The sequence below is a fragment of the Nocardia carnea genome (assembly GCF_029869215.1).
GTDB lineage: Bacteria > Actinomycetota > Actinomycetes > Mycobacteriales > Mycobacteriaceae > Nocardia > Nocardia carnea_B.
In genome coordinates this window covers 1-12279 of the sequence record NZ_JARWPM010000115.1, presented here as the reverse complement: position 1 = coordinate 12279, position 12279 = coordinate 1, and the positions used below count along the sequence as shown (strand labels likewise).

The following is a 12279-nucleotide window of genomic DNA, read 5'->3' as shown; positions in this document are numbered from 1 at the left end:
TGATCGCGGTGATTCCGGAGACGGTGGGGTCATTGCGTGGTCGGATGATTCAGTTGTTGCCATTCCGCTGCCCAGGCGGTTCTTCGGCGGTGGTCGCCAAGCAGTCGTCCGCACCAGATCAGCAGTGTTGCCGTGAACCAGGTTCCGCAAAGGACCGCTATGCCGGCTCCGAGGCCGTCGAGGACTGCGTCGCTGGTTTGCCGGGGCGGGTCGACCGGGGTGCCGTCAGCGCCGATCCACACCGTAACCTGCTGGCCGCGTTCGGCGGTGTGCGGCACGGGAGCGATGAGGGTGTTGTCCTGCCCGTCCTGGTACCACCGGACTGTGGCCTGGAATCGCCGCTCGGATTTCAGGTGGACCGGATCGTCGGCGATCGTCACGGAGGCCAGAATCTTCGTCGCGTTGTCCGTCAGGATCCGGGTTCGCATACCGCTGTAGGCCGCGGTCCCCACGGCTCCGGCGATCGGCACCGCAATGATGCTGGCAAGCAGTAACAGGGCTACCGCGAGAGTCTCGAATCGCATGTGCGCATGCATCAGAGGGTTGGTGTTCCACGGCCGCATCCGCCAGATCCGGATCGGCGCCGAAGGGTGGCCAGACATCTCGCTCACCCACTTTCGGCGAACTGACTGTCCTCACGCGAGCACGATCGTTGTCCTCGGAGTATCCCACAGCGGATAGTTCGAACCGCGAATACGTCTCCGGTGACATCCGTGCAGGAGGTGGTCGCTCAGTCCGGCTTCTCGGTGGCGCCCAGGGAGTCCGGCTGTGCGGGCTGCTCGGGCAGTGGTCGGCGGATGCTGAGGACCACCGAAACCGTCAGCACGACGACGATTACGGCCAGGCTGACCGGTGACGGGACCTCCGGCACCGCGGTGCTGATCGTCTTGTGGGCGGCTTGGAGCATGAGCTTGACGCCGATGAACGCGAGAATGATCGCCAGACCGGTCGACAGGTAGTGGAAGCGCTCGAGCATTCCGGAGAGCAGGAAGTACAGGGCGCGCAATCCGAGAATGGCGAAAGCGACGCTGGAGTACACGATCAGTGGTTCGCTACTCACCGCCAGCACCGCGGGCACGCTGTCGACGGCGAAGACGATATCGGCCGCCTCGATAGCGGCGACGACGATCAGCAGGGGTGTGGCGACCCATTTGCCGGCCGACCGGACGAAGAAGTGCGTGCCGGAGTATTCCTCCTGGACCGGGATGAACTTGCGTACCAGCCGTACCGCGGTGCTCTTGCCGGGATCGTAGGTCTCCTCGTCGTCCTTGAGAAGTTTGTAGGCGCTGTAGAGCAGGATCGCGGCGAAGGCGAACAGGACTACGGTGAACCGCTGCACCACGGCGATGCCGAGGAGCAGGAATATCGCGCGGAAGACCAGCGCGCCCAGCACGCCGAGGAACAGCACCCGGTGTTGGTATTCGCGGGGCACGTTGAAGTACCCGAAGATCAGGGCGAAGACGAAGAGATTGTCCACCGACAGGCTCTTCTCGAGCAGCCAGGCGGTGGTGAATTCCACCGAGGCGGTCGGGCCGACCGCGACCGCGACGAGCACTGCGAAGAGCAGCGACAGGCCGACCCAGAACACACTCCAGCGGAGCGCTTCCCTGAAGCCGATCACGTGCGGGCCGCGATGCAGCACGAGATCGACGACGAGGCTGGCGGTCAAGATCGCGCCGAACACCGCCCACAGCCAGGTGGGGACATCCATAATCTGTTTCCTCGGTTCGTATCGATGGTGCGTGAGTTGCACTGCGCCTTGGGGCGGCGAGTGCGGGGCTCGATGAGCGTTACGGGTTGCAGGAGGGGCAGCCCGCCGGGTCTGCGAGTTCGTGACGCTCGATTCTGGTGCGGTGTTCACAGCGGGCGCAGCCGTGGATGTCGGCGGCCGGCTGCGGGGTAGCGGTGAAGCAGAACTTGCAAGGGAGTCCGGGCTCGGTGGCGATGTGGCCGAACCCGGGGGCGTCGCAGCGCGCGCAGAGCCGGTCGAGGCGTTCGGCCAGTTCGGTGGCCAGTCGGGCGATGCTGCGCATGCGGGTGGGGTTGAGGTGGGCGCGCATGTCGGTTTCGATGCGGGCGCGCCCGTCCGACGACGCCGTCGCGCAGTGTGCGACGGCGTCGGCAAGTTCGGTGTTGGTGCGGATGCCTTTGTAGAGCGGGGCGTCGCCCCGGGGGGCGCTGTTGGGCCGCACGATCACCGCGTGGCTGCCGAACTGAGCGGTGCGCAGGAATTGTGCGGCTTGTTCGTCGAGGTGGTCGACGACGGTGTGGTCGAAGTTGGTGTCGCAGTCCAGGTGGTGCACGGTGAGCTCGAGGCCGAGATCGTCGTCGACGAAGGCGAGGATTTCCAGCCCGGCCGGGGCGAACCAGATACCGGGGTGGGGGCCGAAGGCGCCTTCGGAGGCCAGTCCACGCGGCAACCCCAGGGCCTGCATGGCGAGGCGGGCTTTCCTCAACGCGGTCTCGCGCGGTGGAGCCGGGCGTTCGATCTCCCCGGTGAAGGTGCCCAGTTCGTCGGTGTCGACGCCGGTGGCGACCTGCACCGTCAGGCCGGGGCGTTCGGCCAGGGCGGCGGCCAGTACCTGCTCCTTGCCGTGTTTGGTGGCCAGGGCGACGTCGCGGTCGCGGTAGGGGTGGGGTGCGCTCATGCGCTGCGGCCGGGTGCGTTCTTCGGCTCGGCGGTCAGGACGCTGAGGATTTCCCCGACCGCGTGGTCGCGTTCGAGGGGGTGCCGCAGCGGCAGTTCTTGGTTCAATCGGTAGCGGTTGCGGCGCCCGTCGCGGACGCGGTCGAGGTAGCCCGCCTGTTCCAGTTCGGCCACGATGCGCTGGGCCGCGCGTTCGGTGATGCCGACCGCGTCGGCGACGTCGCGTAGCCGCATCCCGGGGTCTTGCGCGATGCACAGCAGCACGTGCGCGTGGTTGGTGAGAAACGTCCAGTCCGCCACCGTGATCACCCTACAATCTACGATCCCTGATTGCCATTTTGTCTTACGTGAATTGAGTTGCGCATGTGCTTGGTCGCGCTCGCGCGACGTCGTTGACACGGTTCGCCTCCCTTCTCGGCGGCTGTGCTGGTCGACGCGGTTGCTGCGGGGCGAGGAGCGGAGGCGCGGGTGAGGCGGTCCGCGATGGCCAGGCCGACACCCGCGCGGGTGGGGAGCGAGGCGATGACGACCTCGCAGTCGTGCCGATCGAATTCGCGCAGAAGTCGGTACAGATCGCGGGCGTAGTCGCCGATGGCGGTCGGTACCTCGATCACCAGCACGTTGCCGGTGAAGGTCGATGCCGCACTCGTGGGGGATCGCAGGACTCCGACTCGCCGGCCGTGCGATTGCTGCCGGTGGGCCTCGGCGAGGACGTCGCTTTCCTCGACCAGGATCACGCGCGCTCGGGGGGCGTATTGCGATGGATGCTGCCCGGGCGCGCGGTGCCCGCGCGATGGTGTGGTCGTGCGGATCGGTCGGCCCAGCGCCTGGGCGAGATCGTCGACCCCGATCGCGCCCGGGCGCAGCAGGGTCGGCTCGTCGCCGGTGACGTCGATGATGGTGGATTCGATCCCGACCGGGCAGGTCCCGCCGTCGAGAATGAGGTCGACGACGGGACCGAGTTCGTCGGCGACGTGGTCGGCACTGGTGCAGCTGACGGCGCCGAAGCGGTTGGCCGACGGCGCCGCGATCGCCCCTCCGAATGCGGTGAGCAACTGCAGCGCGACGCGATGCTGCGGGACCCGCACCGCGACGGTGTCGCATCCGCCGGTGACAACGGGCGGAACGCGGGGACCGCGCGGCAGGACCAGGGTGAGCGGGCCCGGCCAGAACCACTCGGCGAGCACCCGGGCGGGACCCGATATCTCGGTGACCCAGTCGCCGAGCTGGCAGGGATCGGCGAGATGCACGATCAGTGGGTGCGTTTCGGGTCGCCGCTTGACCTCGAAGACCCGGCGGACCGCCTCGGCGTTCTCGGCGTCGGCGCCGAGCCCGTACACGGTCTCGGTCGGGAAGGCGACCAGACCGCCGCGGTGCAGAATCTCCGCGGCGTGGCGGATGTTCCGCGCCTGGGCCGGGGGGCCCCCGGGGGCGGCGCGCCGCGCGGGGGGGTGTGGGGGGGGGGGGGCCCGCGGGGGTTGGGGCGGGGGCGACCGTGTCGGAGAGTGTCTCAGGGGCGTCGGCTTTCGTCGATCGGGCTGAGTGCGTCATCGGTCTATCTCGGAGTAGGTGATCAGCCCCTGGATGCCCTGGTCGTCGTCGACGACGAACCACTGCTCGGCCACCAGCCGCGGATGACGGGCGCGCAGATCGGCGACCTCGGCGGCCATGAATGTCGAGGGGCGGCTCGCGGCGAAGCTGGCGTAGAAGAGGCCGCCCGGGCGTGACCCTCCCGGTTCGGAGGTCGCCGCGACGAGAGCGTCGAGGACATGCCGACGGGCTTGGTCGGTGGTGTCGGTCGCCCGTAGCAGGGGGCCGTCGATCCAGCACAGCGTCCACAGCCCCGACAGCGACACCGATCTGCGGACTCCGACCATGGCCTCGACCATGGCCGTTCGTGGGGCCTCGCCCTGGGCCGCGGGGGTGGCCGATTCGTAGTGCAGCCATTCGGGCAGTCCCTCCTCGAGGTCGCCGCGAACCCAGATGCCCAGCAGTGTGCTGTCGTGCCGACTCGCCGGCGAGAGACTTTCGCGCAGGTGGTTGACGTAGTCGTTGACCGCGGACACGGCCGCGTCCAGATCATCGACGCTGCGCACCAGCAGCATCATCCACGCCGAGGTCGTGCCGACCAGCCGAGGCTCCAGTCGGGCGACCTCGGCCACGATTTCGTCGTCTCGGGTGTGGTGTTCGAGCAGGTCGAGGACCTCGCCCACGGCGACGTCCCGGTCGGTCCGGGGCCGGAAAGGCAGCTTGCCGTTGAGGCGATAGCGATCGGTCAGACCGTCGCGGTTTCGCTCAAGGTACCCCGCGCGTTCGAGTTCGGTGATTATGCGCCGGGTCGCCCGCTCTGTGATGCCGACCTCCTCGGCGATCTGGGGCAGCCGCATCTGATCGTCACGGGCGATGCACAGCAGCACCCGAGCGTGGTTGGTGAGAAACGTCCAGTCCGTCACGCCTCGCACGCTACAACATGCGACAGTGATTTAACACATTCAAATACGTGTTTTCGATTTCGTGTATCTTGAATCGCGTTATGGCGTGATCGACAGCGCGCGATCGAGTTCCCGGAGGTTACTCGCGGCAATCGGGTGGCAACCGGGCCCGTGTTCGGGTGGTCATCGGGAACGGGTGAACGCGCGGTGGTGAGTGATCAGCGGCTTGTCCGCTGGGAGGAGAGGTCAGTGAGTGTGCTGCTGCTGATATCGGTGCTGTCGCCGGCGATGACCGGTCTGCTTTTGCTCGCGGGAGGGCGCACCGGCCGTCGCTGGGGAGTCGCGGTGACGGCGTTCGCTGCGGTGTCGGCTGTGGTGGTCGCGTGGTCGGTGGCGGTGCGCGGCCCGGTCGACGCGGTCGTGACCATCGGCTCGGGTGGGTCGGTGATGGCCGGGTTCTACGCGGATCGGGTGTCGGTGGTGTTGCTGCTGCTGGTGCTGGGTGTCAGTGCCGTGGTGCAGGGCTTCGCGACGCGGTACCTGCGCGGGGACGCCCGGGCGGACCGTTTCGTCGCGGCGACCGGGTTGCTCACCACGGCCACCGCGGCGATGGTCACCGCGGCCACGCTGATCGGTATGGCTGTGGCCTGGTCGGCGATCGGCCTCGGGTTGTGGTGGCTGTTGCGGGTCTATCGCGCCGATGCGTGGGTGCCGGTGGCGGTCACACGCACCGCACGCATGGTGCTCGTCGGCGATATCGCGCTGTGGACGGGGGTGATCGTGGCCACCGTGCAGTGGGGGAACGTCGACCTGCGCGCTCTCGAGCTGCCGACGACGACGTCGGCGCCGACGGGGCCGCTCGTCGCGGGAGCCCTCGTGGTCGCGGCGGTGGCACGGTCCGCGCTGGTCCCGATGGCGGGGTGGCTTCCGGCCACCGTCGCCGCGCCGACACCACTGTCGGCGCTGCTGCACGCCGGCATCGTCAACGGGGGCGGGGTGCTGATGCTGCGGTTGCACCCGATGATCGACTCCTACGCCGCGGTGATGGGTCTGGCCTTCGTCGCCGGCGCGCTCACCGCCGTCTACGGCACCGCGCTCATGCTGACCCGACCCGATGTGAAGTCCGCACTGGCCTACTCCACCGTCGGACAGATGGGATTCATGGTGATGACATGCGCTCTCGGCGCCTACTCCGCCGCGCTGTTCCACCTGGTCGCACACGGCATGTACAAGGCCGCTCTCTTCCTGGGGTCCGGGTCCGCGGTCGGCGACCATCTCGCAGAGCGCACCGCGCCACCGCGACCACTGGGCAGTGCGGGCGCGCGGCGCGCGTTCGGAGCGCTCGCGCTTGTGGTGCCCGCAGTGGCGCTCGCTGGTGCGGTGTGGCTGTGGGGATCGGTGTTCGGGCTCGCTCATTCCGGGACGGTGTTGCTGCTGGCGTTCGCGTGGGTGACGGGCACACACCTGGTGTGGGGCTGGTCCCGGCGCGTGAGCAGGCCCGGTCCTGCCTGTGTGTTCATCGCGGTGCTCGTCGCGGTGATGGTCGCCTACCTCGGCGCGCTGTCGGTCTTCAGCGCCTTCACCGGACCCGCGCTGCGGGCCGAGGGTCCGGCGGTGTTGGGCGCGTGGACGCTGATCCCGGTCTTCGCGGTGATCGCGGTGCTCACCCTCGCGCGGGTCACCACCGTCCCCGCGCTGGCCTCACTGCACAAGACCTTGTATGTGGCGTGTCTGAGTCTCGGCGATCTCGGTCCGCGCGCTCGCAGGACCTCGTTCCCCGGTGGCGCGCGCCGCACAGCGCCCGCCAGATCGTTCGTTCCCGCTGTGGTAGGAGAATCATGACAGTCACCGTCGATACAGTCACCGTCGATCAGAGCGCGGTCAGCCGCGCACAGCTGCGAGCCGAGATCAGCGTGGCCGCCCGCGTTCTCACTCCTGTGTGGCCGTTGAGCAGTTTCATCGCGGTCAACCCGCTCGGCGGGCTGGAACATCGCCGCTTCGACGACGCCCTCACCATCGCCAGTGATCTCTACGGTGCCCGCGGCACCCTCGGCGAGGCCGAGTTCCGTGCCGCCCACACCACCGGCCGCATCACGACGGCCGATCTGAGCGAGGCTCTCGAGCGCCGATTCCCCGACGCCGTCACCGCGGCACCGGTCGAGATCGGCGGTCGCGCCCACACCGCCGTCGATATCCTGCTGGCCGACCTTGTCCACGGATCGATCCCGTCACCCCACGCTCGTCGGCTTCTCACTCTGAGCGAACGCTTCTGCGCACGCACCGCGGCAGCGATCGACGCCCAAACCGTCAAATGGTGCTCGGCGTATCTGGATCTCTGCCAGGCCAGCTGGGTGTTGCCCGGCCGCGACCGAGGCTTCTACCGGGCCTGGGCCGATCTGGCGCCACGCGATCCCCGGCTCCCGGCGGCGGCTCGCCGCGCGCTGCGCCACCTCCCCCCTGATCCCGCCGAGGCTGTCTCGCAAGCGCTGGCTGTGCTCGGTGTCGGATCCGGCGGCGAACGGATCGCCTACCTGCGCGCGCATCTGACGCGGCTGCCGGGCTGGGCCAGTCACATCCTGTGGCGCAGCAACACACCCGGAGCCGGAATCGACCTGGTCGACTATCTCGCCGTCCGGCTCAGTTACGAGGCGCAGCTGCTCGACACCACCCAACTACCCGCACCGACGGCACCTGTTCCCGCTCGTCCATCGGATACGGCCACACACCGCGCCCGCCGCGCGGCACAGGCATTGGGCACGATCGATCTCGATGCCGCCGCCGAGGCGTCGATCAGCGGGATTCTCGAACGCATGCCTGTCGATTCGCGCCCCCTGGTGTGGCTCGACGCCTATGAGACGCACTATCGCCGCGGTCTGCTCGAGGAACTGGACCACCCCGCCCCCGCCCCGACCCGCGCCCGCGCCGACGCGCAATTGGTGTTGTGCATCGATCCCCGCTCGGAAGGACTGCGTCGGCATCTCGAGGCGCTGGGCGACTACGACACGTTCGGATTCGCGGGGTTCTTCGCTGTGGCCAGCCGCATCCACGCCCTCGCCAACGGTGACCCCACCATCGCGGCGCCTGCTCTGGTGACACCCCACATCGACCTGTACGAACAACCCGATCCGACGGCGCCCGCTGCGGCGCAGCGCCACATCGCCGGACTGCACACCCTCGCCGCCACCACCGACGCGGTCCACACCGCCAAAGCCGACCTGGCGGCGCCATTCGCCCTCGCCGAGATCCTCGGCTGGGCGAGCGGACCCGTGGCCGCCGCGAAAACCATCGCCCCCCGCCGCTACCGGCGCTGGCGCACCCGCACCCGGGCACGGATCGCGCCCCCCGCCCGCACCGTGATCGACACCGCTGGCGCGCTCGGTCTCGACCAGCGCGTGCAGATCGCCGAAACCGCCCTCACGGTCATGGGACTCACTCGCGGTTTCGCTCGACTGGTGGTGTTCTGCGGACACGGCGCCAACACCGAGAACAACCCCCTCCACTCGGCGTTGGCCTGTGGCGCCTGCGGTGGCAACCCCGGCGGGCCGAACGCTCGCGCCGCCGTGGACATCCTCAACGACACCGAGGTCCGCGGCAAGCTCCTCAGCCGCGGCATCGACATACCCGACGACAGCTGGTTCGTCGCCGCCGAACACGACACCACCAGCGACCACGTCACCATTCTCGATCGCCACCGGGTACCCGACACCCACCGCCCCGACCTCGATCGCCTCACCTCCGACCTGGCCGAAGCCGGACGCCGCCTCGCCGCCGAACGATCCCCCCTGCTTCCCGGCGCACCAGACCGACCGAGCCCGCACGCGGCGGCCCGCCACGCCCAGACCCGCAGTGCGGACTGGGCGCAGGTATATCCCGAATGGGGCCTGGCCGGCAACGCCGCGTTCATCATCGGACCACGCACTATGTCCGCGGGCATCGACCTACGCCGCCGCTGCTTCCTGCACTCCTACAACCCCGACGACGACCCGACCGCGACCGCGCTGGAAACGATCCTCACCGCACCGGTCATCGTCGCGCAGTGGATCAACTGCCAGTACTACTTCTCCACCGTCGCCCCCGACACCTTCGGCGCAGGCACCAAGACCACTCACAACGTCGTCGGCGGAATCGGCGTTCTCACCGGCCCGGCCGGCGACCTGCGAACCGGCCTGCCCTGGCAATCGGTCGCGGTCGGGGACCGCCTCGTACACGAACCGATGCGCCTGCTCGTCCTCGCCTACGCACCACACCAGCGAATCGACACCATTCTGGCCCGCAACCCCAAACTTCGCGATCTCGTCGACAACCACTGGATCACCCTGCTCGCCCGCACCGGCCCGTCCTCGCCCTGGCACCACCGCACCCGCAGCGGATGGACCCTGTATCCCACGAACGGAGCACAGCCATGACCCGCGCCGACCTCACGAGGATGACCAGAATCGAAGTCATCGTCCCGGGAACCGCCGCATCCGAGGTCCGCCGCCTCATCGAGCATTCCGGCGCCACCGGATACACCGCCATCTCCGGAGTCTCCGGCCTGGGCCACAACGGCTACCACCAAGGAGGACTGCTGTTCAACGAACAGGACACCCTCGCACTGCTCATCACCGTCATCCCCGATCACCGCGCCGATGCCCTCATCGCCGGCCTCCGCCCCCTGCTCGAGAACGCCTCCGGAGTCATGTTCGTCACCGACACCTACGTCAGCCGACCCGACTACTTCACGTAACCCACCCGCCACCCGTTCCTATGGGCCGCTGCGGCGGTGCGCTGTGGAGGGCGATCCGTGGACAGGGAGCGAACACCATACCACCACACCAGCGAGTGCCGCGCCCGGTCGGCTCGCGCCCCGGAGCCGTCCGGATGCCCGATCACTTCCGCTGAACCGAACAGAAACGGGTAAGACAAGACCATGCCAGACGACCACTGTGAGCCGCGCGGGCCCGAGGCGACCCGCACCCCCGCGCCGTCGACCCTGGTGCCGGGCACCGGGGAGTGGTTCCTGACACAGCAGCGCACCCGTCCGGATGTGCCGTTGCCGGTCCTGGTCGAAGAAGCGGCCGTGATCGAGCAGGCCATCGGTGTGCTGATGGCGGTCTATGGGGTGCCTACCGCTCACGCGGCGCGGGTGCTCACCTGGCGGATCCAGGACACAGGATCGGATGCGCGAGCGTTCGCCACCGCGCTGATCGCCGCGCTACCCGCTCTCCCGCCTGCCTTGCCCGAACAGCGGGCCGCGGTCGAGCGGCTACTGCTCAACCACACACCCGCTCCCCGATGACGACGAACGTACGCGGTAGCGACGCCACCGGGGGGCTGTCCCAACGTGACCAACGGTCGACACCCGATTGCCAGCGCGGCGGCTCGCCCGCGCAGGCATCGGGCAGCGACACACAACCCAATCGACGAAATGTAATTCGTAAGTTACGATTCATATATCGGGGGTGGTCGCCCACACCCCTCGACCGTGGTGACGCCCCCGATGCCCACCACCGCGGCGCCGCGTGCGCTGCTGTCCGAGAAGGAGCCGTCGTGGCTGCTGCGGTCGATACCCCGGTCGTGCTGGCACTGGATGTCACCGATCCCGATGTGGACGATGTCGATGCCCGGGTGGTGACGGATCTGGTGCCCGACCACGGGGTTCTGATCCTGGCGGTGCTGACTCCTCCCGCCCGCGCGAGCCTGAACGCACGACTGCTGGCGTGGCGCCAGGCCCAGCGCATCGACCGCGCCGATACGCTGGCCGCGCGACTGCGGGCGACCGCGAGCGGGCGCGGAATCACGGTGAGCGCGGTCTCGCAGGTGCCCGGCACCGGATTCTCGGCCTTGCCGCGCCGCGTCGCACGCGTGCTGGCGCGGCTATGCCGCGACCGCGGCGCGGGACTGCTGGTCCTGGCCGCCGGGCCGGACGCGTGGCTTATCACCGAGTGCACTCGCCGCCACCTGCGCGACACCGCGCCCGCCGGGCTGCGGATCCGCCGAATTCAGGACTACGCCTGGCCCGACGCGAGGCCGATGAGCACCTGACAGGACGCGCGCGGCGTGTGGCGAGTTCCCCGACCTATCCGATCCCGTGGAGAAAGGGGGCGATCGTGTCGGTGTCGGTGGTTGACGTAACCAGCGGTACTGGCCGTCATCATCCGCGATCTCCCCCGAGTTGTGGGCATCACCGAACGAGGCGTGCAGGCCGTTTTCGCCGAGAACGTCAGCAACGGCAATCTCACTCGAGTCAAGGGGTGGGCAAGAGTCACGTACCTGGGGCACGCGGGATCGATTTCATCAAGTTTCAGCAGTCAGGTGCGGTGGCCGTGCTACACCCGCACCTCCACTACCCACGGCCAGCGCCGCCTACGCCATCCCCTAGAAGCCGCCCACACCGCCCGTGCGCCGACCACCGAAGCCCCCGTGCACCGCGCGTCTTCCGCCCTCTACCTCGCCGTTCCTGGACCCCAGCCCCTGCCACCCGCAGACGACCAGCGTTGTTCGGTCGGTCCTCCGGTGAAGACCTGCAACCTCACCGGACGGGGGGGGGGGGGGGGCGCCCAACCCCCCCCCCACCCCCCCCCCCCCCCCCGCGGGGGGGGGGGCCCGCCCCCCCCCCCCCCCCCCCCCCCCCCCCCACAGCCCGCGCGCACCAGAACCCGATCCGCGCGTTGTGCGTCGCCGCGGCATGTACCGTCGTCGACGGCCGTCACTCGCCCACGCTGGATGCGTTGTTCCACGCCCATGTTCAGCGGCGAGAGGAACGCGGTGAACAAAGCGGTCGCCACCGCCGCGGCATGGGCAAGGTTCGCTGTCCCAGCGCGGATCGCCGCCACCACCTGCCCGGTGGAACCGCGACGGTACTCAGACCCGGACCCGAGGTGAACAACGACAGGCGAGGTCTCGAGCAGCGGCCCGTACCCTCCAGCCACGCACCGCAAACGACCGAGCACGCCGACACACGCATTCGACCACGTGCCACCAGCAAGAGCTCAGAATCACTGACAGCTACATGTCGCCACCCTTTGCCATTGCCAATCCGATACGGCAGGCACGCATCCCCAGCCTCTAGAGCTTCAGGAGGGTCTGTAAGTTCTCCGGTGTAAGTCCTGGGAACGATGGATGCTGTTGTGACTGAAGAGAAGTCGGAAGACGATGCAGCCGGGTCGGCTGCCGCGTCGATGGACGAGCAGATCCGGCGGTGGGCAGCCGAAGCCCGCC

Annotated in this window: 11 protein-coding genes; 5 read left to right on the top strand and 6 right to left on the bottom strand. The window is 68.8% G+C overall.

Annotation, left to right across the window (positions count from 1 at the left end; translation table 11 throughout):
- Window positions 1–29 precede the first annotated feature (29 nt).
- From QH276_RS07230 to QH276_RS07205, 6 genes are all read right to left on the bottom strand, one after another.
- Window positions 30–563: an Rv1733c family protein gene (locus tag QH276_RS07230; protein ID WP_029930708.1), complete on the bottom strand. Its 534-nt coding sequence runs from the start codon at window positions 561–563 to the stop codon at window positions 30–32.
- A gap of 167 nt (window positions 564–730) precedes the next feature.
- Window positions 731–1711 carry a TerC family protein gene (locus QH276_RS07225; protein WP_029930709.1) on the bottom strand — a complete coding sequence of 327 codons (981 nt, stop codon included), beginning with the start codon at window positions 1709–1711 and terminating at the stop codon, window positions 731–733.
- A 79-nt stretch (window positions 1712–1790) separates the two neighbouring features.
- Window positions 1791–2648 (bottom strand): DUF6671 family protein, encoded by an 858-nt coding sequence (locus QH276_RS07220; RefSeq protein ID WP_029930710.1) that lies wholly within the window; start codon window positions 2646–2648, stop codon window positions 1791–1793.
- On the bottom strand, window positions 2645–2956 hold the full coding sequence (locus QH276_RS07215) for a helix-turn-helix transcriptional regulator (RefSeq protein WP_081872663.1): 312 nt from the start codon (window positions 2954–2956) through the stop codon (window positions 2645–2647). The genes QH276_RS07220 and QH276_RS07215 overlap by 4 nt, the downstream gene beginning before the upstream one ends.
- A gap of 8 nt (window positions 2957–2964) precedes the next feature.
- A complete protein-coding gene (locus QH276_RS07210) occupies window positions 2965–4011 on the bottom strand; it encodes an L-threonylcarbamoyladenylate synthase (RefSeq protein WP_280406672.1) in 1047 nt (348 codons plus the stop codon).
- A 183-nt stretch (window positions 4012–4194) separates the two neighbouring features.
- Complete coding sequence (locus tag QH276_RS07205; protein WP_063832113.1) at window positions 4195–5100, bottom strand: helix-turn-helix domain-containing protein; 906 nt, start codon at window positions 5098–5100, stop codon at window positions 4195–4197.
- Between the two features lie 228 nt (window positions 5101–5328).
- Here QH276_RS07205 and QH276_RS07200 point away from each other — a divergent pair, with 228 nt between their 5' ends.
- From QH276_RS07200 to QH276_RS07180, 5 genes are all read left to right on the top strand, one after another.
- A complete protein-coding gene (locus QH276_RS07200) occupies window positions 5329–6921 on the top strand; it encodes a proton-conducting transporter membrane subunit (RefSeq protein ID WP_104897572.1) in 1593 nt (530 codons plus the stop codon).
- Complete coding sequence (locus QH276_RS07195) at window positions 6918–9485, top strand: DUF2309 domain-containing protein (RefSeq protein WP_043601197.1); 2568 nt, start codon at window positions 6918–6920, stop codon at window positions 9483–9485. Before QH276_RS07200 ends, QH276_RS07195 begins: the two co-directional genes overlap by 4 nt.
- Window positions 9486–9505: 20 nt before the next feature.
- Window positions 9506–9805 carry a P-II family nitrogen regulator gene (locus QH276_RS07190; protein WP_228807839.1) on the top strand — a complete coding sequence of 100 codons (300 nt, stop codon included), beginning with the start codon at window positions 9506–9508 and terminating at the stop codon, window positions 9803–9805.
- 183 nt (window positions 9806–9988) lie between these two features.
- The gene (locus QH276_RS07185; RefSeq protein WP_052373434.1) at window positions 9989–10357 is read left to right on the top strand and encodes an ANTAR domain-containing protein; all 369 of its coding nucleotides are present in this window, start codon (window positions 9989–9991) and stop codon (window positions 10355–10357) included.
- 251 nt (window positions 10358–10608) lie between these two features.
- Window positions 10609–11103: a hypothetical protein gene (locus QH276_RS07180; RefSeq protein ID WP_104360076.1), complete on the top strand. Its 495-nt coding sequence runs from the start codon at window positions 10609–10611 to the stop codon at window positions 11101–11103.
- Window positions 11104–12279 lie beyond the last annotated feature (1176 nt).